The sequence below is a fragment of the Fusibacter ferrireducens genome, assembly GCF_015352425.1.
In the GTDB taxonomy this organism is placed as follows: domain Bacteria; phylum Bacillota; class Clostridia; order Peptostreptococcales; family Acidaminobacteraceae; genus Fusibacter_A; species Fusibacter_A ferrireducens.
The window spans coordinates 193,086-215,434 of the sequence record NZ_JADKNH010000002.1 but is presented as its reverse complement, the minus strand read 5'-3'; the positions used below and the strand labels follow the sequence as shown (position 1 = coordinate 215,434).

The 22,349-nt window shown below is 35.3% G+C and carries 20 protein-coding genes and 1 pseudogene; 19 read left to right on the top strand and 2 right to left on the bottom strand.

Annotated features, from left to right (window positions below; translation table 11 throughout):
• Positions 1-125 precede the first annotated feature (125 nt).
• Positions 126-842, bottom strand: coding sequence for a helix-turn-helix domain-containing protein (locus ISU02_RS04035; RefSeq protein WP_194700505.1), 717 nt, complete (start codon positions 840-842; stop codon positions 126-128).
• Between the two features lie 217 nt (positions 843-1,059).
• Between ISU02_RS04035 and ISU02_RS04030 the strand changes: the two genes are divergently transcribed.
• From ISU02_RS04030 to ISU02_RS04000, 7 genes and pseudogenes are all read left to right on the top strand, one after another.
• The gene (locus ISU02_RS04030; RefSeq protein WP_194700504.1) at positions 1,060-2,247 is read left to right on the top strand and encodes a MalY/PatB family protein; all 1,188 of its coding nucleotides are present in this window, start codon (positions 1,060-1,062) and stop codon (positions 2,245-2,247) included.
• A 553-nt stretch (positions 2,248-2,800) separates the two neighbouring features.
• Positions 2,801-3,748: an ornithine cyclodeaminase family protein gene (locus ISU02_RS04025; protein ID WP_194700503.1), complete on the top strand. Its 948-nt coding sequence runs from the start codon at positions 2,801-2,803 to the stop codon at positions 3,746-3,748.
• A gap of 11 nt (positions 3,749-3,759) precedes the next feature.
• Positions 3,760-4,131: pseudogene (locus ISU02_RS04020) on the top strand (RidA family protein); the annotation flags it as partial.
• 284 nt (positions 4,132-4,415) lie between these two features.
• Complete coding sequence (locus ISU02_RS04015; protein WP_194700501.1) at positions 4,416-5,882, top strand: alanine/glycine:cation symporter family protein; 1,467 nt, start codon at positions 4,416-4,418, stop codon at positions 5,880-5,882.
• 857 nt (positions 5,883-6,739) lie between these two features.
• Positions 6,740-7,183 carry a sigma-70 family RNA polymerase sigma factor gene (locus ISU02_RS04010; protein ID WP_194700500.1) on the top strand — a complete coding sequence of 148 codons (444 nt, stop codon included), beginning with the start codon at positions 6,740-6,742 and terminating at the stop codon, positions 7,181-7,183.
• 489 nt (positions 7,184-7,672) lie between these two features.
• Complete coding sequence (locus ISU02_RS04005) at positions 7,673-9,928, top strand: ATP-dependent DNA helicase (protein ID WP_194700499.1); 2,256 nt, start codon at positions 7,673-7,675, stop codon at positions 9,926-9,928.
• A 22-nt stretch (positions 9,929-9,950) separates the two neighbouring features.
• Complete coding sequence (locus ISU02_RS04000; protein WP_194700498.1) at positions 9,951-10,094, top strand: hypothetical protein; 144 nt, start codon at positions 9,951-9,953, stop codon at positions 10,092-10,094.
• A 159-nt stretch (positions 10,095-10,253) separates the two neighbouring features.
• On the opposite strand, the gene ISU02_RS03995 is transcribed toward ISU02_RS04000, so the two are convergent.
• Positions 10,254-10,661: a DUF2000 domain-containing protein gene (locus ISU02_RS03995; protein WP_194700497.1), complete on the bottom strand. Its 408-nt coding sequence runs from the start codon at positions 10,659-10,661 to the stop codon at positions 10,254-10,256.
• 163 nt (positions 10,662-10,824) lie between these two features.
• On the opposite strand from ISU02_RS03995, the gene ISU02_RS03990 reads away from it, so the two are divergent.
• The 12 genes from ISU02_RS03990 (at position 10,825) to ISU02_RS03935 (ending at position 22,346) form a co-directional block, all read left to right on the top strand.
• Entirely contained in the window at positions 10,825-11,721 is an 897-nt protein-coding gene (locus tag ISU02_RS03990; RefSeq protein WP_194700496.1) for a LysR family transcriptional regulator, read from the top strand.
• Complete coding sequence (locus tag ISU02_RS03985; RefSeq protein ID WP_194700495.1) at positions 11,712-13,094, top strand: aminotransferase-like domain-containing protein; 1,383 nt, start codon at positions 11,712-11,714, stop codon at positions 13,092-13,094. The genes ISU02_RS03990 and ISU02_RS03985 overlap by 10 nt, the downstream gene beginning before the upstream one ends.
• Before the next feature lie 120 nt (positions 13,095-13,214).
• Positions 13,215-14,030: an HpcH/HpaI aldolase family protein gene (locus ISU02_RS03980; protein WP_194700494.1), complete on the top strand. Its 816-nt coding sequence runs from the start codon at positions 13,215-13,217 to the stop codon at positions 14,028-14,030.
• Between the two features lie 29 nt (positions 14,031-14,059).
• Positions 14,060-14,854 carry a 2-keto-4-pentenoate hydratase gene (locus ISU02_RS03975; RefSeq protein WP_207736176.1) on the top strand — a complete coding sequence of 265 codons (795 nt, stop codon included), beginning with the start codon at positions 14,060-14,062 and terminating at the stop codon, positions 14,852-14,854.
• Positions 14,855-14,949: 95 nt separating this feature from the next.
• Positions 14,950-15,324: a RidA family protein gene (locus ISU02_RS03970; protein WP_194700493.1), complete on the top strand. Its 375-nt coding sequence runs from the start codon at positions 14,950-14,952 to the stop codon at positions 15,322-15,324.
• A gap of 22 nt (positions 15,325-15,346) precedes the next feature.
• Positions 15,347-16,123 carry a PhzF family phenazine biosynthesis protein gene (locus ISU02_RS03965; RefSeq protein WP_194700492.1) on the top strand — a complete coding sequence of 259 codons (777 nt, stop codon included), beginning with the start codon at positions 15,347-15,349 and terminating at the stop codon, positions 16,121-16,123.
• A 63-nt stretch (positions 16,124-16,186) separates the two neighbouring features.
• A complete protein-coding gene (locus ISU02_RS03960) occupies positions 16,187-16,681 on the top strand; it encodes a YbaK/EbsC family protein (protein ID WP_194700491.1) in 495 nt (164 codons plus the stop codon).
• 422 nt (positions 16,682-17,103) lie between these two features.
• The gene (locus ISU02_RS03955) at positions 17,104-17,697 is read left to right on the top strand and encodes a type IV toxin-antitoxin system AbiEi family antitoxin domain-containing protein (protein ID WP_194700490.1); all 594 of its coding nucleotides are present in this window, start codon (positions 17,104-17,106) and stop codon (positions 17,695-17,697) included.
• Positions 17,694-18,515, top strand: a complete 822-nt coding sequence (locus ISU02_RS03950; RefSeq protein WP_194700489.1) for a nucleotidyl transferase AbiEii/AbiGii toxin family protein — start codon at positions 17,694-17,696, stop codon at positions 18,513-18,515. The genes ISU02_RS03955 and ISU02_RS03950 overlap by 4 nt, the downstream gene beginning before the upstream one ends.
• A 212-nt stretch (positions 18,516-18,727) precedes the next feature.
• Positions 18,728-20,521, top strand: coding sequence for a recombinase family protein (locus ISU02_RS03945; RefSeq protein ID WP_194700488.1), 1,794 nt, complete (start codon positions 18,728-18,730; stop codon positions 20,519-20,521).
• Between the two features lie 405 nt (positions 20,522-20,926).
• A complete protein-coding gene (locus ISU02_RS03940) occupies positions 20,927-21,901 on the top strand; it encodes a hypothetical protein (protein WP_194700487.1) in 975 nt (324 codons plus the stop codon).
• 13 nt (positions 21,902-21,914) lie between these two features.
• Positions 21,915-22,346, top strand: a complete 432-nt coding sequence (locus ISU02_RS03935) for a hypothetical protein (protein WP_194700486.1) — start codon at positions 21,915-21,917, stop codon at positions 22,344-22,346.
• The last annotated feature ends 3 nt before the right edge of the window (positions 22,347-22,349 follow it).

Genomic DNA, 22,349 nt, shown 5'->3' with positions numbered 1-22,349 from the left:
GGGTTAATTTCCTTATTTTACTTGTTTTCTTTGCCATGAAAAAATCCTCCATTTCATAATCAATTTTATACCATTAATTACTTCCATGGAAGATTTCTATTTTATCACAGATTTTTTTACACTATTTAAAAAACGGTGAACATATTATAATGTTTGATCTGTTTGTAATCTTCTTGTGTTATGATGAGTTTCTTTTTTAGATCAGAATCTATCTTTTGGGGCAATTTTGTAAAGAGCATCTTGATGGAAGCTGGCATTACTGGTCGTGTAGAGATTCCTGACCAAAGACCCCATCTAAAATCATTTTCTGCAAATGGAGAAAGTATGGCAATTGATGCTTTTTCTATTGGAGTATCACAATTTATTAAATCGATTCTTGTAATCATGTCATAATGAGTCATTAAACCATTATATGTATTTTCACACGCCTGAGGGAAACTTAAATCTTTTATATTCATGTACATTTGAATATGAGTTGAATCACTTTCATTGTTTTTTTTCACCAAAATATTTGAGCAAATAATACTCTTATTTCTTCCATCATAGTAATAAGAATAAAAGCTAGTATTGCCTTTAAAAAATGATGGTGCATTAACAATAATAGTTGAAGGATCATGAATTTCAAATTTGTTAGAACTTGGCAATAACTCATCAATACTTATTTTTAATGCCTGAGAAATATCATTAATTGTAAGAATGTCTATTGCTATTTCACCACGCTCATATTTTGATAGTGTTGACTTACTCTTTTGAATTTTATCTGCTAACTGTTGAATAGTGAGGCCACGAAATTTTCTCGCGTTTCTAAGTATTGCCCCCAATTCTATTAGATAATCTGACATAATAAATCACCAAGTTTCATAAAAATGTTTGAAAGTGTAAAAAAATATGTTTGGAATTGCTTTTTACATATATTATAGCAAAAATACATATAAAATTCTACTGTCATGAAACAAAATTGATAATAACTGTCTTGTGGTTAGAATTCTATGAGTATGAACTATAAAATTTTTCATGTTATAATTTTCGAAAATAATAAAGAAATAAAAGGAGGAAATTATGAGCAAACTTGATTTAGACAGAGAATATGATAGAAGAGGAACTAACAGCGTAAAATGGGATCATAAAAATTTTGTGGACAGTAGAGTAAGTAAGACTGCCTTACCACTTTGGCTTTCTGATATGGAGTTCAAAATTGCCGATGAAATCATTGAAACCTTAACGAAAAGAGTTGAACATGGATTTTTGGGGCATTCTATGCCAGGCGACAAATATTTTGAAGCAATTCAAGGTTGGTATAAAAGGCGATTTAATTGGGAGATTGACAAAAATTCAATCTTTTACTCTCCCGGAGTACTACCAGCTTTAGGGTTCATAATTAGAGCTTTCACTGAACTTGGGGAAGGGATTATTATTCAGCCACCTGTTTTTTATCCATTTTCTGAATTGATTAAGGGCACAGGCAGGGTGATCGTGAATAATACACTAACTAAGGATGACGATGGCTATAGTATCGATTTTGAGGATTTAGAAAAAAAAGTGAAAGATCCTAAGAACACAATGCTTATTTTATGTTCGCCACATAATCCAGTTGGAAGAGTATGGACTAAAGATGAATTAATTAAGATTACTGAGATATGTCGAAAAAATGATGTGTTGATTTTCTCGGATGAACTCCATTGTGATTTGACTAGAGAAAATTCAACTCATTATCCAATCAAAACACTAACTGATTATAACAAAATAATTACTGCTGTAGCGCTAGGAAAAACATTTAATGTTGGTGGTGTACCAATTTCCCAAATAATCATTGATGATAATGATTTAAAGCTAATATGGGAAAAAGAAACTATGGAAAAGCATTATATTAGCTTTGCTCCACCTTTAGATATTGAACTAACAGAAACTGCCTATAATAAGTGTGATTATTGGGTCGATGAGGTTATGAAATACGTCGAGAGTAATTTCGACTTTTTAGTGGATTATCTTGATGAACACTTACCAAAAGTAAAGTACAAAAAACCTGAGGGAACTTTTTTGGCTTGGATAAATTTAGGGGCATATGTAGAATCTGAAGAACTATTTGAATTGTTAATTACAAAATATGACGTACTTATAGAGAATGGTCGGGTGTTTGGTGAATCTGGTGATGGTTATTTTAGAATGACTGTAGCTTGTCCAAGATCAGTGCTTCAAGAAGGGTTAGATAGAATTGTCAAAGCTATTAAGGAACTGACGGAAAAATAGACTTGAGTAGAAATCAGCTTATTTTTATGACGAGCTAATAAGTTCAAGTGTATATGAAAATACAATTTGAGAATAGGTAATTTTACTTTTGGAGTGATCTTCAGTTAGGAGAAATTCAGAAATGTAAAAAGTGATAGAGATTCGATGGAACTTCATAATGGCAATTTCTTGCGAATGCGACATTTCGTAAATCAAAAAAATTTCATCCATGAATGTTAAAGAAATTAATCGTCTAGGCAAAAAATCCTGAAATGGTGAAACCACTTAATGCTCCCTTTTAATGAAATTTTTGATTGCATTCGGTCATATGGCATCAAAACAGCTAAGGCTCAAGCGATATAAAATTGTTCTGTTATTTTTGCTGGTACAATTCTGGCAAATGTCAAAGTGTAAAAACATATTTATAAACTAGAAATGAGGCAATGTGGTTTCAACATCCAAACTTTTCAATAAAAACGATGTTGTTTATGACGGTTATGTTTACTGTGGTTTCTGGTTTTTATGTAAGGATGTAGATTATGCAAATTCCTCAATTATAAAACAAGGAGGGTTTATGTTATTTTTAAAGAAAGAAGAGATAAGCAAAAGGATTGAAATGAGTTCATGTATTGACCTAATGAGAGAAACATTAATGGACTTAAACCAAGGGAAGTCGAGCATGGATTTAAGGTCAAACAAGTACATTAGTGAACAGGATCTTTATTTATTAATGCCGGCACACTTAATTGATAAAGGGTATTTTGGTTTGAAATTGATCACTATTTTCCCTAACAATCATGCTCAAGGTCTGCCGAGTCATCAAGGGGTTATTTTACTATTCGATGCAAATACAGGCAAGGAGTTAGCTTTAATTGACTGTATTGAAGTAACTGCGTTAAGAACAGCTGCAGTTACGGCTGTAGCAACGGATTTGCTTGCAAATAAAGCTGCATCAACCCTTGGTATTATTGGAGCTGGAGTTCAAGCACGTAAGCATGTTGAATCAATTATACTAGTAAGAAATATTAAGAAGATTAGAGTTTGGGATATCAGTGTGGAAGCTTCGATGAAGTTTGCAGATAATATGATTGAGCAATTTGATGTGGATGTTGAAGTCTGTAAAGATGCTGAAGAAGTAGCAAGAAACTCTCAAATTATTACGACTCTTACCTTTGCCAAGGATCCAGTTATTAAGGGTGAATGGATCCATCCAGGTACCCATATCAATGCCATAGGTGCTTCAGCGAAAGAATATCGTGAACTTGATAGTGATCTAGTAGCAAAATCAAAGTTCTATGTTGACAAAGAATCATCATGTAAATCGGAAAGCAGTGATTTTTTAGTGCCATTTGCTGAAAAGCGAATTACTGAAGAGCATATTGTAGGAGAAATTGGTGATGTTTTACTTGGTAAGGTCATTAGTCGAGCGAATGAAAATGATATTACGGTATTCGAGGGAATGGGTTTGGCAGTTGAAGATTTAGCTCTGGCAGCTTATTTATATGAAAACGAAATCAGATAAGAGGAATAGATATGAAGAATGTAGTAGAAACACAAAATGCCCCTAAAGCCATTGGACCATATTCACAAGCGATTACTGTTGATGATTATATCTTTACGAGTGGTCAATTGCCAATTAATCCAAGTACAGGAGAGGTGTTGACAGGCATTAAAGCTCAAACACGTATGGCGCTCAAAAACCTAACTGGCATATTAAATGAAGTAGGAGCAGAGCTTTCGGATGTAGTTAAAACAACTGTATATTTAAGTGAAATGAAGCATTTTGAAGCCATGAATGAAGTCTATAAGGAGTTCTTTACGGAGAATTTTCCTGCACGAAGTGCTTTCGAAGTAGCTGCTCTTCCATTAGGGGCTGATGTAGAGATTGAGGCTATCGCAAGAAAAAAATCAACATTAGGATTTAAAGAATCTCACGCGAACATAAAAGGTTATACAAATATTAATCCAACGCTTAATTTTGAATGATCCGAGTTTTCATTTCATAAAACATCAGGCATTTCTTACTCACTAGGGTCTTGTTTAGCGATTGCACATTTGCTGATCAAGCCACAACTATGATTTTATGAATTGATTTATACTAGAAAGATAATTTGCTTGGAGTTGACAATGTGATAATGATTAGGAGTTTGGTTTTCAAATAATTAGAGAAGATTGAAGGGAGAAATCGTATGACTCAAATTATTAATTTGCTTAATCAAATTATTTGGAGTAAAGCATTAATTTACTTATCTTTAGGTACCGGAATTTACTTTACATTTTCAATGAAGTTCCCACAAGTTCGTTTGATTAAAAATATGTTGGATCATCTATTTGCTAGTGACGATTCAGCTAAAGGGGTTTCATCCTTCCAATCATTCGCAATGGCTCTTGGAGGTCGAGTCGGTACGGGTAATATAGCTGGTGTTGCTTCTGCGATTGGATTTGGTGGTCCAGGTGCTGTATTTTGGATGTGGATAATCGCATTCTTAGGTGCTGGATCGGCTTATATAGAATCAGCTCTTGCACAAGTTTATAAAGAGGAAGCTGATGGGCAGTACCGTGGTGGTCCTCAATACTATATCGAAAAAGGGATTGGAAGTAAACCGTTCGCAATTTTATTTGCAATTTCAGCAATTGCTTCAGTCGGTTTCTTCTTACCTGGTATACAAGCTAATTCAATTGCAACCGCTATGGATAGTGCTTTTGGCATACCTCCAGTAGTTTCAGGTATCACTACTGCTAGCACACTTGCAATAATCGTTTTCGGTGGTGTTAAGCGAATTGGGAAAACTGCTCAAATTTTAGTTCCTTTCATGGCAATTGCTTACATCATCGTTGCAATTGCCATATTCATCTTGAATATCGATAAAGTACCAGAAATTTTTTCAATGATTATTATCAACGCTTTTAGCACAAAGGCTGCTTTTGGCGCAATCATTGGTCAGGCAATCAGTTGGGGCGTAAAACGTGGTATATATTCAAGTGAAGCTGGTCTAGGGACAGGTCCAATGGCTGCTGCAGCTGCAGAAGTATCTCACCCTGCAAAGCAAGGTCTTGTTCAGGTATTCTCAGTTTACATTGATACATTATTTGTTTGTAGCGCAACTGCCTTTATGATCCTCCTTACTGGATCGTTCAACACGTTTTTTCCAGACGGATCGATGTTATATTCAAACCCTGTTCTTAGTGGTGCTGAGCCAAGCCCTGTATATACTCAGTTAGCTGTTGATACATTAATGCCTGGATTCGGCTCAAAGTTTGTTGCGATTGCACTTCTTTTTTTCGCATTCACAACGCTACTTGCTTATTACTATTATGCTGAATCTAATGTAGCTTATATTACTAAAAAAATGAAAAATCAAAAAAATATATTTAACATAACACGTATCATTTTACTAATTATGATTATTATAGGTTCGGTTAACTCAGCAAGTACTGTGTGGGCACTTGGTGACGTTGGTATTGGCATTATGTCATGGTTAAACCTCGTTGCGATTATATTGCTTACCAAAACAGGAATCGCAACTCTTAAAGACTACGAGGAGCAAAAAGCTAAAGGTCTAGATCCAGTATTTGATCCCAGTAAGCTTGGTATCAAGAATGCAAATCTATGGATAGAGATTTCAGATGTCGAAAGATTACCAAAAGTAAATTAGGCGTTTTAAAAAGAAACTCGCAGACAATCCACGATGTTGGTAAAATACTCTGCTGGAAGATGGTAAATATTGAATTCTATATTGATTTATCAAGAATAATCTTTATATTCATGAAAAGGAGATAAGTAATCCTTATAAAAAGTAATGAGCGTAAATTGTCTTGTTGTTAGGATAAATGTAGGATTTTATTAATGTATAGCGTGAATAAATATTAGGGAACTGACTGACAATGAGGCTCTTTAAATTGTACATTTTAATCTATGAGGGCATTACTTTTTTTAACGATTCTATGATAATCCACTTATTGTTGAGATTCAATATAAAGTTTGTTGGGTTTAGACTATTATTATCAGTTGTTTGACTGTCGCCATTTTCAAGTTTTATGGCTAGCAAAGAGGTTCGGAACCCTTTTACCCTCATTAATACATTGGTTTAAGCAAAGCTATGGATATCTTAGAAACGTCAATTTGTTGAAAAACTTTCTCGAATCAGTTTCTTGTTGATATTCCACAATTTCATTGAAGGAGAACATTAAGTGGTTTCATCCTTGTCAGAATTTTGGGCTTAGAAGCTGAACATCTTCGACATTCGTGGGGAAGTTTAGAATATTAAAAAGTAGAGATACATTTTTTAGTTTGCTTTAAGTGATGTGCATGTAAATTGTATTGGAATGGTTTTTCTGAATTTTAAAAATCAAAATAGTATTATGAAAAAAAGCCAGAGGTCGTAATGAACCTCTGGCTTTTTTGTTTATCAATAGGAGGTTGACAATGTGTCAATTCTTCTTTGTTGTGATTCATAGCCCATAACATTTTGTAATGAATAGTTTACAAATTACACAATTGGAGAGATGTAATATGAAACAATCGGATGATGAGAAGAAAGAAAAACGTAAATATTTTATCTCTGTTGCTGGAGAAAAATGTGAAATAACGAAAGAAATATATGAAGTTTTCTATAGGATGGATCGGAGAGAGCGGTATTTAGAAGAACGTGATTTTAAAAAAGGAGTAATCATTTTCAGTGATATGAAAAGAAATTATTGCTCAGCGGAGGGAATTATACCTGATAAAAATACTGATATTGAAACAGAAGTTATAAACAAAGTGCTTATGGAAACAGTTCTTGAAGCAATTTCAATTCTTAATGAAGAAGAGAAATGGCTGATACAAGAACTGTTTTTTTTTGAGAAAAGTCAGAGACAACTTTCGAAAGAAACAGGTCTTCCATTGATGACGATTAGTAATCGCAAGAAGAGAGTGTTAGAGAAATTAAGAAAATATTTAAAAATTGAAAAATAATTTGGTACACCCCCCTTTATTTTTCGGCTTAAGAGTGAAGGGGTTTTTTAACTCCTCTGAACCTTGAAAAATAGTAAAGATAATTTTACTCATATTCAAAGCTTTAGGTACGTTACCTTGTGACCGAGAGGGCAGCGACATAAGCAGATACGCCACGACGGGAATACCAGAGCGATTACATCTGGCTTTAAATTATTAAGTGGTTATGATAATTCGCAATGATCCACAAGGGAAAATTTGAACGATACTTCTGCCAAGTCCTAAGTATCCTATGGATGGTAGCCTGACGATAATCAGGAGAATACAGCCTTTGCCTGGAAGCCAATGGCATAGGTTGCTTCTATGAGGTCAATAACCATTGACCGCCTAAAGTATTTATTAATTAGATTTTAACTAATCACTTAACAGAACAAACGTGTCTCTAAGTTGTTTTGACTTGGTTATAGGTTTGTTCTGTTAAGTGAATTAAATTTAACGGAAGGAGTAATGATGGATAATATTCAACCTAATTTTGATACCAAAGATATTTTAAATAGAATAATAGATGAAAATTGGATAACAGAGAATTCGACGGGCGTTTTCATCATAAAAGATTGTATTGTTGTGCAAGGTTTTACCGGGAAGAATTACACCTATCGTGTGGTCAACTATATGACTGGTGATAAAAAGTACTTGTTTTATAGAAGAGAAATATTGAAAAAGAAAGAATATGAGGATGTTATAAAGAAAGTCAGGGATTTATCTTTTTACGATTTGAAGCAGGTATCAGATGGACTTGAAATGATTGATCATATTTTCAAAGAGATTTTTCCTAAGTATGGATTCGTTGTACGTGAAGATCAGGTTCATTTATCAAAGCATATATATGAGAATATGAAGGAACAAAGGATATCCTTGAGTGATATCGCGGTTGGTCTTGGTAAGACGCATGCATATCTAATTGCAGCAATCGTATATAGTATTTTTCCAAAAAAGAATCGATCTTACAGGCAAATGCCGATTGTAATCACTACATCTAGTATAGAACTGCAACGTTCAATAATAAATGAGTATATACCACAGATTTCAAAAATTCTGATTGAAAATGGGATTATCTCAAGTCCAATCACAAGTGTACTTAGGAAGGGTAAAGAAAACTATGTTTGTGAAAAACGGTTAAAGGATTATTTTCAGTCATTAGATCCTAATCGCAAAAGGCCTAGTGAATATAGAGGGTTACAACAATTAATTCAAAGTAGAAATATTGATCTTGCTGAAGCTGAAAATATAAGTGGTTATGATAAACGAAAAATCAATGTCAAAAGTAGCCAGTGTATTAAATGCAGCGAGTTTAAGATTTGTGCTTTTCAGCGGTTTATGAAGCAAGCGAGAAAGAGCACCTATCATTTTCAAATATGTAATCACAACTATTATCTGGCAGATGTTTTAAAAAGAAAAGATGGTCGAATATCATTGTTGCCAGATTATCAAACAGTCATCATTGATGAAGCGCATAAATTGATGGACGCTGCAAATCAGATGTATGGAACAACAATTATTGAACATGAGGTTGCTAGTATGATGAAGAAGATAGCACCTGCTTATTCGAAGAAGAAAGACCAAAAAGAATTAAAGAATTTAACGAGTGAGGCGATGGCGTTAAATCAAATGTTATTTGATTTAATAACAGATCGAGTTCCAGAAAGATCACTTATGGATGATATAGAAAAATTTCCGACAGAAATCACTTTAAGAACTATGAAAATCATAAAAAAATTGTTGTTTACCATTCATGAAATTAGTAAGAAGATGGGTTACACTGAAAGACAATTTTCTATTGACCTTAAAGCTTTCATAGAGGATTTGAAGTTGTTCTTATTAGGAGCAAATATCTGTTGGGTGGAAAATCCTAAAGCTAGAGGACAAAGAAAGTTGTCATCCATTCCCAAAGTAATAAGTTCGGAAATAGGTAAGGATTTATGGACAGGTAAAAGATCTATGATTTTAACGTCAGGTACTTTAGCTGTTGATGGAGATTTCAGTTACATCAAACATCAGCTTGGAATGAGCTTTTTGGGTGATACTAAGGTTAAGGAACTTACCAAATCGTCACCATTTCACTTTGAAGAAAATTGCATGATTTATTTGCCACAAACCATGCCTTTTCCGAATATAGATAATGAGGTTTACATTCAGAAACTTAGTAGGGAAATATCAAATCTAATTGATGCATCAAATGGACATGCTCTTGTTTTATTCACTTCTTATAAGCTATTACGTTTGATATTTCAGCATGTTCAAGAAATACAACCAGAGCGTCAAATGATAGCAATGAATCGTGGAAGAAGTGCAACTATTGATGAGTTCAAACAAAGTCAAAATTCAGTTCTTTTTGCAACCGGTAGTATGTGGGAAGGTGTCAACATACCTGGAGATGTTTTGTCTCATTTGATTATTGTAAAGTTGCCTTTTCCAATACCAGATCCAATCAGTGATTATGAAAAGTCATTGTATCCAGACATGAATGAATATCTTAAATCGGTTTTGATTCCTAAAATGTTAATAAAATTGCGGCAAGGTGTTGGGCGATTGATAAGAAGTGAGACTGATACAGGTGTCATCTCAATACTTGATGTTAGAGCCAGTGTCAATGGGAGATATCATCAAGATGTTTTACATGCATTACCTAGGTGTAGAAAAGCGTGTTGCATTGAAAATATCAGGGAATTTTTAAGAGAGAAAAAAGATAACGCATATTTTGAATAGAAGAAATTTGGAGGAAGAGACTATGGATGAAAGATTGAAATTTAGCGTACAAATTACGATGCTGAATCACTTGAAGTATAAAAAGTTGATATCTACAACAGAGTATGACAAGATCAAAGTTTTTATCAAGAAGAAATACAAAATCGGCATCTATGCTTTAAATTAAGGTTTTTACAATTGATTTTTTTAGCATTACTTAAAGTTTAAATATGTAAATCAAGTATTCTCAATACAAGTAAATATTAGGAAGACCTGATTTTCCAATAAAGCGGATAGATGCTTCAATTTGAGGAATGTATGAAAATAAGCATAAGAGTCATAAAACCTACTTATGCAATTCAAATCCCTTTAGCAGACGGTCAACGTGATTTTTCTTACCTCGAATGCCAATTCCAACTAGATTTAATTCCTCCGTACCAAACTGAGCTACCATAGCACGATTATCTTCATCGCTATATGTCTTAAAAAGTTCTTCTGTATAGATTGAAATAACAACATCTTTCGTCAATGCCTTTTGAAGAAGCGTTTTCATTTGCTCACTGTTGCCTGAGTGAATCAAAATCGGTTGTTGAGACATAGGCAGATATTCAATGTTATCTTTGTCTTTATACGGTTGACCTATAATGTCTTGAGTACCAGCGATTCCACTCATTAGGAAAGCTGTGACATTAAGTTTTTGCCATGATTCGAGATCATCTCTTACAACAATTTTTATTTTAGTATCGAATTCCATTATATCGTCTCCTTATTATTAATGTTGGAAATGCCAAACAGCTGTTTACATGGCATTGCATTTCCTTTTATTTACTGATATTATATTTTAATAATCAATTCAGTCAAATTGATATAGTTGATGTGACGATTCGATATTATTGAATTTAAAAAGAGAGGTGCTCATGGAGCTTAAAAATTTAGTAACAGTAAAAAAGATTATTGAAACAGGAAACTATCAGAATGCTGCTAGAGCGCTCAACTATGCACAATCGACCATAACATTCCAAATGAAACAACTTGAAAGCGAACTTGGCATACAGATATTCGAAAAGAACGGCCACAAGATGGAGCTGACTCAAGCTGGATTAGACGTTCTTCCAATTATAGATAGAATACTTGAGGCAACAGAAGAGCTTGCTTATTATCATGATCGTATAGAAAAAATGCGTGGAAATCTTAAAGTAGCTTTGCCAGAGACTCTAATAACATATCAGATTCAACCTATTCTTCGAGCGTTTAAAGAAAAGGCTCCCAATGTAAAATTATCACTGCAAGTTATGAACTGTTACGCTATTCAAGAACAATTGATCAACGGGACTATTGATATTGCAATACATTATGATGTTGGGAGGTATCCTAAAAGTATTACAAGTCATAGGATTCATACCTATCCATTGGTTTTGGTCGCTTCCCCAGTTCTGGATGAAAAACAGCAAGACTTCGTAGGGGAGAATCAGAAAAAACAAGTTTGCCATATTCAGAATGACCCAAATGCTTTGTACTTGAAGATATTCAACAAGTACTTAAAGGAGAAGGAAATCGTATTAGAAACCGAATTGGAATTGTGGAGTATTGAGGCCATCAAGCAGAGTGTTATGAGCAATCTGGGCGTTGCATACCTACCGCGTTTCACAGTAGAAAGAGAGTTGGCTACTGGAAAAATGATCGCGTTAGAAACGGAGATGAATGACGGTGAAATCACTGCAATTTATGCTTATAATAAAAACAAATGGGTGAGTCCAGCTATGAACCTGTTTTTAGAATTACTTGAAGGAAATGAGGTGACTTCATGCCAGTAAATTCATTTGAAAATTATCCTATGAGTTGGAAACCTCGAAAACCAAACTCTGATAAACCATTATATTTGGCACTAGCGGAGCTTTTGGAGCAAGATATTGCTAATGGGGTCTTGTTGCCTGGGACAAAGTTGCCTCCATATAGAGAACTTGCTGATTATTTAGATGTCAATGTCAGCACTATAACCCGCGCTTTTAAAGTATGCAAACAAAAGGGCTTGTTGAGTGGAAGTGTTGGGAGTGGGACGTTTATATCGTATGATACGGCTTCCGACACGCGAATGGTCAGTCGTTATTATGCTTCTCACCTTATTGAAATGGGGCCAATAACGCCAAAATCCAATGCGACTGAAGAGGTTAAAGTACTGCTCAGTAGAATGATGGCAGAACCTGATTTCGGAAAGTTGCTACAGTACGGAAAACCTGACGGGAATCCGTGGCAAAAAGAAGCAGCAGTAAAATTAATTTGTAAGGCTGGATTTACAACTTCCCCAGAGTTTTTACTCCCATCCAATGGAGGTCAGAACGCCATTGCGGCTATACTGGCAGGTGTATTTAAACCGGGTGATAGAATTGGTACAGATCCACTAACTTATCCGGGGTTAAAAACAGCAGCGAAAATGCTTGGAATCGAGTTAATCCCCATTGATAGTCGGAATCATGAAATGACTGAAGAGGGACTCTTGTATGCTCTTAAAAATGAGCATATTAAAGGTATTTATATTATGCCGGACTACCATAATCCAACTACCCATATCATGTCGCAGGAAACGAGGCAAATGATTGCGAATATTGCAATTGATAACCAACTCATTGTCATTGAGGATGGAGCACACAGCCTATTGATGGAAAAATCTATGCCAGCAGTGGCGTCATATGCTCCAGATCAGACCCTTTATATTGCCAGCCTTTCCAAGGCTGTTGCACCTGGATTGCGTTTAGCGTATATTGCAACACCACAGAGATTTCTAACGGTCCTCTCGAATAATTTGTACAACATCAATCTTTCATTGTCACCATTCCTTACAGAGTTGGCTTCAAGGATGATTGCATCCGAGTCAGTAGATAAGATCATTCAAGATAATAGATCTCAAATTCAGTTGAGAAACCGACTTGTAAATGAATATTTTCCAGAAAACATGCTATGTGGTGATGATTCGTGTATTTTTAGATGGCTGAATCTTTCGGCAGAATCCAGTGGTAGTGAATTTGAAAGGCTTGCCAAAGAAGCTGGTGTTCAGGTGTATGCATCGGAGCGATTTGCCGTAGGGAAAGTCAAGCCTCCAGCAGCTGTACGCATTGTTGTGACAGCGCCTGAAAAAATTGATGATTTACGCCATGCTCTTGAAATTTTAAATCGTTTGCTACTAGATTAAGACTGCCTATTAAAGTGCTCAAAAGTTAGAAAAATCGTGCTGCACACAATACAAATATTGTGTGCAGCATTTTTTCGTCTTAAAATTGAATCAGGAATAACGTTTTAAGGAGGTCTGAATATGTACTCTGAAAGTCTAAACTCATACGTGTCAAAGCCACAAATGTTGAATGCACTTAAAGATAAATGCACATTGGGGAAGAAAACCATTGGAACATTTATGGAACTGGGAGGAAACGGAACCATTGAATGCCTTGCAAGAGGTGGTTTTGATTATTTGATTATTGATGCTGAACATGGTCCGTTTTCTGTTGAAACAACAGCAAAACATATTCTAGCAGCAGAGCAAAGTGGCATAACACCGCTAGTGCGTATTTGTGAAATATCACGATACAATATACTTCGAATGCTGGATGTTGGTGCACAAGGAATGATCATCCCCAATGTAGAGTCTGTCGAGCAAGTGCGTGAAATTGTACGCCATGCTAAGTTTGCACCAATAGGAAAGCGCGGCTATTGTCCGACTCGAACCAGTTGTTGGGGAGCAGATGTCTGGGCGGCAGATGGGAAATCTTATATGGAAAGCTGTAATCGAGAAACTCTGGTAATACCTCAATGTGAAACGGTAGGTGCATATGAAAACATAAATGAGATACTTGCAGTAGAAGGAGTGGACGGAATCTTTGTAGGCCCCTGTGATCTGTCAATCGCTCTGGGCATACCCTTTGAGTTCGAGTCGCCAGTTCTAAAGAAGGCGATTAAGGAAGTACTAGATGCTTGTAAGAAAGCTAACAAATTATCTTTTATATTTGCCGGTAATCCTGAAACTGCAAAAGAGTACTTATCCTTGGGATTTGATAGTGTCACGTATAGCTTGGATGCTTCAATATTCGTAAAGGCCTGTAATCAGGCAGTAATTGCCTGCAAGTCAGAATAGAGTTGGAAGTCATAGAAAGGATGATTGGAATGACAAAACGAATGACAGCTGAAGACAAGAATCATATTGCGAGTGCGCTTTATCACGCAGAAAAAACAGGAACACCAATTGAAAAAATATCGGCGCAGTTTACTGGCATGACAATGGAAGATGCTTATCAGATACAAGAAATCGGCACAGCGATGCGCCTAGGTGACGGCGCTCAAATCATCGGTCGGAAGATTGGGATAACAAGTAAAGGCATGCAGAAGCAATTGAATGCGACGACACCTGATTACGGATGCCTTCTTGATAATATGATCTTGCGTGAAGGTGAACCGTGCCAGATGTCTGAGGTTTACTTGCCAAGGATTGAAGGTGAGATAGCTTTTGTTTTAGATAGGGATTTAAAAGGCCCTGGTGTGACAGTAGCCGACGTTTATAATTCAACTGCATGGGTGTTTCCATGCTTCGAAGTATGTGATACACGGATTGAGAACTGGGATGTTACGGTTTTGGATACGATATCAGATAATGCCGGAGGATCAAAATTCGTTTTAGGGAGTGCTCCTAAAAAGCTGTCAGAAATCAATCCGAAATTGATTGGTATGCTGGTTGAAAAGAACGGAATTGCCATTGACTCGGCAGCGGGTGCAGAAGTCATGGGCAATCCGGTAGAAGCAGTTGCATGGTTAGCAAATAAGCTCTCAGAGTTTGATATAAGCTTGAAAGCAGGAGACATCATACTATCAGGGGCATTTCTATCAGCGATCCCTGCTGTATCAGGAGACGTATTTACGTTGAGCCTAGATGGATTTCCAAGCTTAAATTTGAGATTTGTGTAAACAAACTTTATTCCAGACCGAAACAATGGAGATGAAATTTGATTTATGAAAATTTGATTGGAGTGCCTAGCACTCTAAAACGAGGAGGAAGTAAAATGAAAAGAATTAGTACACTGAAAGCCCCATCGGCTATTGGTCCATATTCTCAAGGGTATGTGGCAGGGGATTTTTTATTCACATCAGGACAGGGAGGATTAAATCCTGTAGATGGTACAGTTGTAGAGGGTGGAATCGTAGCACAAGCAGAACAGACAATGAAAAACTTAGGTGAACTTTTCAAGGAATCTGGAACAGATTTTACGAAAGTGGTTAAAACAACGTGTTTTCTTGCAGATATGTCTGACTTTGAAGCCTTTAATGCGGTTTACGAACGGTATTTTACAGAAAAGCCAGCTAGAACATGTGTAGCAGTGAAGAAGTTGCCACTTGAAATCTTGTGTGAGGTAGAAGCAATCGCATATTTAGGATAACAATTAATGGGAGGAACGGTAAATGAAGCAATACGTTGTTGATGCATTTACAGATAAGGTGTTTGGGGGGAATCCCGCAGCTGTTTGCGTTATGGATTCATGGCTGTCGGATGAGCTCATGTTAAATATTACAAAAGAAAATAATCTTTCTGAAACAGCTTTTGCAGTAAAGGAAGGAGACAATTATAGGCTGAGATGGTTTACACCAGGTGGTGAAATTGATTTATGTGGACATGCAACATTAGCCACAGCATATGTTATTACCAGATTTGTTGAGCCTGATATTATAACCATTAACTTTGATACCCTAAGTGGAATCTTAAATGTAGAAAAAAAAGGGGATCTATTTGAAATGGATTTTCCTGCTTATGACTTGAAAAAGGTTGACGTAACAGAGGAAATGGTTGAAGCAATGGAGGGAAGACCACTTGAAGCCTATTTGGGAAGGGACCTGTTGTGTGTATTGAACTCAGAACAAGAAGTTCGAAATCTGACAGTTGATGAAGAAAAAGCAAAGGCACTGGAAGGACTACTTGTACATGTAACGGCGAAAGGTAAGGATTTCGATTGCGTTTCAAGATCATTTGCTCCTAAGCTAAATGTCAGCGAAGATCCGGTGTGTGGTTCAGGACATTGTCACATCATTCCATATTGGGGAGGTAAGTTGGAGAAGAACGAGTTAGTGGCTTATCAAGCTTCAGAAAGAGGGGGTACTCTTTACTGTAGATTAGAAAATGACAGAGTGAAGTTAAGTGGAAAGGCTGCGCTGTATTCTGTTTCAGATATCTTCATAGAGTAAAAAAATATGCTCAAAGCTTATTACTTTGAGCATATTTTGAATTGAAAAAAAAAGCGATAATAAATGGCATTCGATAGAGTGAAAAAATATTTTGAAAATGTTGGTCTCGGTGATCGCGTAAAAGAATTAGAAAATTCTAGTGCAACTGTTGAACTTGCAGCAAAAGCTATTGGCTGTGAACCAAAACAAATTGCCAAAACAATGTCTTTCTTTATAGAGGAACAGCCTGTACTCATTGTTACTGCAGGTGACGCTAAGATTGATAACAAAAAGTATAAACAAACATTTGATAAAAAGGCAAAGATGATTCCTTGGGATCAAGTTGAAGAGAGAATTGGACACTCCCCTGGCGGAGTGTGTCCATTTGCAGTAAAAACTGATGTTGAAGTATATCTTGATGTATCTTTAAGACGTTTTGATTACGTTTATCCTGCAGGAGGAAGTGGTAATAGTGCAGTGAAAGTCACTCTTGAAGAGCTTATAGAATACTCTGAGTCCAAGGGATGGATAGATGTTTGCAAAGATTGGACTGCCAAAGGAGAAGTTGAGGCGTGTTGAAATGCTTGATGTGACTTGTGTTAAGAAGAAAAAATGTATTGATTGTAAAGTGTCTAAAAGGACATGCAGTTTGACAACAATTATTGAATGAAAATCTATGCATACTGATATTGAAGTAATAATCACTAGCGAGTATCAGGTCTATAAGGAAAATTCAAAAATGGTGCCTTCTCAAGAACGGAATTAATTCTGAGGAGGTTTTTTGTAAATAAATTAAATGTGGTCTTAAATTATTGTAAATGGTGAACTTGTATCAAGTAGCGACAACTGCAAATAAGGAGGCTGTTGATGGGGAGGGTTAAGGTTATAGAAGTAAACAATAAAGAAAAAGTAAAAATCGGTATCTATAGAGTTATGCTTGGTTTACAAATATACCTATACAAACTATAATGTAAGTATATTTGTAATGGGGGGTGATAGCTATGAATTACTTAGAAAAAATCGAAGAGTTGATTAAACTGCAAAATGGCACAATTTTAAGTGCCGATCTCGATAAATATGGGATACCAAGAAAATATCTTCACGATCTAATCTCGGAAGGGAAATTAGAAAGGTGTGACCGCGGTGTTTATGTTGCTACCGATGCTATTGAAGATGAAATGTTTGCTATGCAGAAAAAATATTCGAAATTAATATACTCCCATGAGACAGCTCTATTTATACATGATCTTTCAGATCGAACGCCATTTGAATATTCGGCTACGGTTCCGAGCGGCTATAAGGTAGTCTCAAACGTAGCAGATAGATTTAAAATATACTATATAAAAAAGGAATTACACGAACTTGGTGCCATATCTGTTAATAGTTCATTTGGTAATGAAATTAGAGTTTATAATATTGAAAGAACAATATGTGACATTATAAAGAGCAGAAGTAGAATTGATATTCAAATTTTGAATGAAGCACTGAGACGCTACGTTAAGATAAAATCATCGGATTATTTCTTGCTGATGGAATATGCAAAAAAATTAAAGATAGAAACTGTATTGAAAAATTATTTGGAGGTGTTACTATGAGCGGAAAAACTATGAGCTTAAAAGCAAAAATTAGAAATTTAGCTCTGCAAAAAGATATGTCAGCTCAAGTAGTGCTTCAAAACTATATGTTCGAACGGTTTCTTGAGCGTCTTTCCAAGTCGGATTATAAGGACAAGTTCATATTAAAGGGTGGCATGTTGATTGCAGCTCTTGTTGGAATAGCTAATAGGGCAACAATGGACATGGATGCGACAATTAAGAACTATCCAATTGATATTAATTCAATTGTAAAAGCGATTAAAGAAATCTGCAATGTTTCAATAGACGATGATGTTGCTTTTACCTTTAATAGCATTGATTCTATTAGGGATGATGATGCCTATGGTGGATATCGTGTGAGTATTGTTTCACAGTATGACACCATTACTACACCAATGCAGATTGATATTACAACCGGGGATGCCATAATACCTAAAGAAGTATTATACCTGTTCAAAATGATTTTTGAAGAAGGAAATATTGGCGTGTGGGCTTACAACATCGAAACTGTCTTAGCAGAAAAAGTAGAAACCATTTTGAGAAGGGGAGAACTTAATACAAGACCGAGAGATTTTTATGATGTTTATATTTTGACAAAAACACAAAGTTTTGATCTTTTGATTTTTAAAGAGGCGCTTAAATCAACGGCAGCATATAGAGAGACTTCACATATTTTTAATGATATCAACAAAAGGATAAATGAAATTGAAAAGAGCGAAACATTAATCAAAAGGTGGCGCAAGTATACGAAAGATTACGGCTATGCTAAAGATATATTGTATAGTGATATCATTGAAGTCTTAAGAACATTAGTTTAAAAATTATAAAATGAATATAGCGATGGTACAATAATACTTATTCCGAATCTGAAATAAGTATATTTGCAAAGATGTTTTGCCTTCTCAAAATAGATTTTATTTTGGGAAGGCTTTTTTACTGGGTTAAAAAAAATAAACGAGACATGGTCTTAAATTACTGAAGGTGGTAAACTCGCATCAAACAGTGATAAATAAAAATAAGGAGGCTTTCGATGGCAAGGGTTAAAGTTATAGAAGCAAGCAAACAATCGAGAAGGCAGCGAAACGGTTTTATTGAGAATCAACTCAGAATTGCTGCTTATTGTCGGGTCAGTACAGATTCGGATGAGCAAAAGTTGAGCTATCAATCTCAAGTGCTTCATTATAAACAGTTAGTTGAAACAAAACCCGAATGGGAGCTTGTTGACATTTATGCCGATGAAGCAATATCTGGTACACAGATCAATAAGCGTGTAGACTTTCAAAGAATGATCAATGATGCCCTTGAAGGCAAGATTGATATGATTATTACAAAATCCATATCCAGATTTGCTAGAAACACTTTGGACACGTTAAAATATGTACGATTATTAAAGGAAAAGAATGTGGCCATCATGTTCGAAAAGGAAAATATCAATACACTGACGATGAATGGTGAAATGCTTTTGGTAATTCTAAGTTCCTTAGCTCAGCAGGAGAGTGAATCGATTTCTGCCAATGTTACGATGGGGCTTAAGATGAAAATGAAGCGTGGCGAAATGGTTGGCTACAATGGTTGCTTAGGCTACGATTATGATTCGGAAACGAAGACAATTTCTATTAATGAAGAAGAAGCTGATATTGTACGGTATATATTTAGAAGATATGTTGAGGGATCAGGATGCTTTGTCATAGCAAAAGAGCTTTCAAATCTGGGCTATAAAACCAGACGAGGAAGTACAAAATGGCACGAGAGCACGGTAAGGGGCATCATTAAGAATGAAAAGTATAAAGGCGATCTTCTTCAAGGAAAGACATTTACCGTTGATCCAATCACACATAGGCGTTTAGACAATATGGGGGAGAAAGAGCAGTTTTATGTAGAAAATAATCATGACGCAATAATTTCAGATGAAATGTTTGAACGAGCACAGGAAATTCTTAGAATGCGGAGTAAAAAACACAGTAAAAAGAACACGTCCAGAATGTACAGTCGCAAACATGCTTTTAGTAGCCTGTGTACCTGTGGCTTTTGCGGTAGTACATATATAAGAAGGATTTGGCATCATGGAACAGATCATGAAAAGCCGGCATGGCAATGTGGCAAAGCTATTAAACAGGGTAGAAAAACCTGTGGTCATTCAAAAGGGATTCATGAGAGCTTTTTAGAAGATGCCTTTGTAAATGCCTATAATAAGGTTCAAGAATTGAATTCTACAGATATTGAAGAATTCTTCAGTAATATTGAAGAAGCTTTAGATGTAAGCCATCTTAGAAGTGAAATAAGTGAATTGTCAGCTAAAATCAAAAAACTAGAATATAAATCACAGACGCTCCTGGATATGCGATTAGATGAAAAAATTACTGAAGCAGATTATGACAAGAAATACAATGATATTGAAGCAGAGCTTAATGCTCATAGTGAGGAACGAAATGAAAAATACGAAGCACTTCAGGGAGAGGAATCTATTACAACAAGAATTAACGAGTTTAGAAAAGTGTTTGCTGAAGAAATAGAGATCAGAGGATTTGATCGTGATATCATGGAGAGTTTAATTGATAAGATTGTTATTGGATCAACGGATGAAGAAGGAAATCCTAATCCATATGTGGTCACGTTTGTATTCAAAGCAGGAATGAAATTCAATGAGGAATTCTACAAGAAAGTTGCCAATTCATCTGCTATAATTGAAGAAGACAATTTGTCTACTTACGCAACTAACGAGAAGCAACTTGCGTGTACCTACGCCCCTAACAAGGCATGTGGAGTGCGTGGTGAGGCTGGAAAGACGATAAAAACGAGTAATATCAATGGATTAATCCACTGAGTGTATAGATGACATTCAGTGGATTTTGTATTTGGGAGCATATCCACTGGCATCCCTGCACCATCAATAAGATGCTCTCAAATGAAAAATTCTGCGGAGAGGCTTGCATAAAGAAAACATACATCGTCTACTTTCTTACTCAGAAGAAAGTGAAGAATTAAGGGTATACTTTAGTGAGCACGATGATCAATAAGAAAATCTGTAGGTAAATCTGATGATGATAAAAGGACAATAGAAATCTAGTAATGATAGTACTTTGAAGAAATGAGAGGCAGTATATACTACCTCTCATTTTTTTATTACTTTTTCCCGAAGAATCTGAATTTTACATCGATATGATTTTACTACTTGTCCATATAGTGTTATTATTGTAATAAGAGCTGATAAATGTTAGGAGGTAATATAATGTTCGGTTATGATTATGGCATTAAGCCTTCAGTTATGATTGTGGGAGATATCTCATTTAATGAGTACATACAAAAAGCGAAACTACATGGCTTGGGGTATATAAGTATACCACAGAACGAATTAGATAATATTCCGCTAAAAGTTGCATTGATATTTGAAAATGAAGTATATGGTAAAAGGGCTATGCAGTGTTTTATGAATTGGATTAATGCGTCAAATGGTAACGGGGACGCTTTAGGATTAGATATAATTGAGCATAAAGATGACAACGGGTATACACTTTGTTTTTATCAAGATATTGATTGTCTGATTAAGCGCACAGTACCAGAACATATAAGAGAGTGGGTTACTCCCTTATATGCAGGACTTACTTATTTTAAAGTAATTGATAATGTCAGTGAAAACTTCACAAAGCTTAAGAAAGCTTTAAAATTCTCAAAGTGTTATATTTTAGCAGGTTCTCGTAGTAGGGTTTATACCGAGTATCCTGCAATAGTGAAATTAAAAATGAATGTTTTTGAAGAAGGTAACATACCAGAAAATTCTCATTTGCAGGTTTATAGAGTTAAAAAAGGAATCGCTATAAAGAATGATAAAAAAGAATTTGATAAAGTAATGAGGAATGATGCCGAAGAAAACAGAGAAAAGAATATTAAATATTTTTACCCAATTACGTATCAAAAGGTAACAAATCAAGACTATCTAAACAATATTGTATCAGAGTTGGAAACGGACTATGATAGGGTTATTATACTTCAGGCAATATGTAATTTAACTTTATATTATAGACTGGAGAAAGAAGGGAAAACGGAAACACTAGGTAAAGACTATTATATGGAGACATTACAGTATTTACTTGATAGTTACGAATCAATTAGAAGCTATTTTCCAGATGAAAGCTTATACACAAAAGAAATGATTATTGAGCAAATTAAACTAGATAAAAAGGTTTTGATGAATGAGTTTAAGTAATTGGAGGAATGAAATGATTGATATGTCAATTTTACAAACATTTAGCGAATGGGTTGAGAACAATTGGATTGCATCTACAATTGCTGGCAGTCTATCATGGGATTTAGTTAAAAAGTATCTTTATGTCCCATTTAAAAACAAGTTAGGTAAGTATTTTGATGATGAGAATAATGTTGAACAGTACTTAGAAGTGCTACATACTGATAAGGCTATAAACAATAATAAACCGTATAGAGATGTTGAAGATAAATATGAAGAGATAGTCGGGAAATCAGTACCAGAAGGCTTTATTGAGGATTTGAAGCAATTAATAATAGAAAATAAGGACTTAATTGATGAAATGAACTCCCAAGCGAAGATAGTATTTAATATCAAAGAACAAAAGGCTGGGAGAGATATTAATAATGTTAATGGGGCTCAGATTATTATAAATAAAACGGTGTAGTGT